Consider the following 632-nt stretch of genomic DNA (forward strand, 5'->3'; position numbering starts at 1 on the left):
GCGGTTTTATCAAGAGGTTTTCACAGAAGGGAAACAAGAAGGTGATAAATCCGCCCGCTTGCGCATTGCCCGCAGTTTGCTTGACATCATTCAAGATGATCGCGTGTTGGCGCAGCATACGGGATTAACTGAATTGGAAATTCAGCAGTTGCGGAAAGAAAAATAAACTGCACTTGGCGCAAGTGATGCTAATCAATTTGAGCGTCACTTGTCGCTATTTATTAAAGTATGAGGTCACATGATGGTGGATTTAAACGCTGAATAATGACACCTAGAATAGGTAACAACACTTGCGAACTGACACACTGTTTTATCGTTTATTTCAGGATTGGCCGGGGTTGGTATTGGAATTAGCCGGATTGGATCCGACCATCCCGGGCTATCAATTGCAGGCACCGGAAATTAAACAAACCGGCTTCCGTTTGGATGGCGTGTTAATGCCACCAGCGGCGCGTCCTGAGTTGCCAATTGTGTTTATTGAAACGCAATTTCAATATGACGCTGACTTTCATGGGCGGTGGTTTGCGGAATTGTTTTTATATTTATATCGTCATTCAACTGAGCGCGAATGGCGGGCGGTAACGTTATTTGCAAACCGTAAAACTGAGCAGGGGCCGCAGCGCCGTCAACCC

1 protein-coding gene is annotated in these 632 nt (G+C 46.0%); it reads left to right on the forward strand.

Going from position 1 to position 632, the window contains the following annotated elements:
• Nucleotides 1-290: 290 nt before the first annotated feature.
• Nucleotides 291-632 (forward strand): DUF2887 domain-containing protein (locus HUK38_RS14710; RefSeq protein WP_182585057.1); only part of this gene is annotated, 342 nt, incomplete at its 3' end.

It is taken from the genome of Thiospirillum jenense (assembly GCF_014145225.1).
GTDB classification, from domain to species: domain Bacteria; phylum Pseudomonadota; class Gammaproteobacteria; order Chromatiales; family Chromatiaceae; genus Thiospirillum; species Thiospirillum jenense.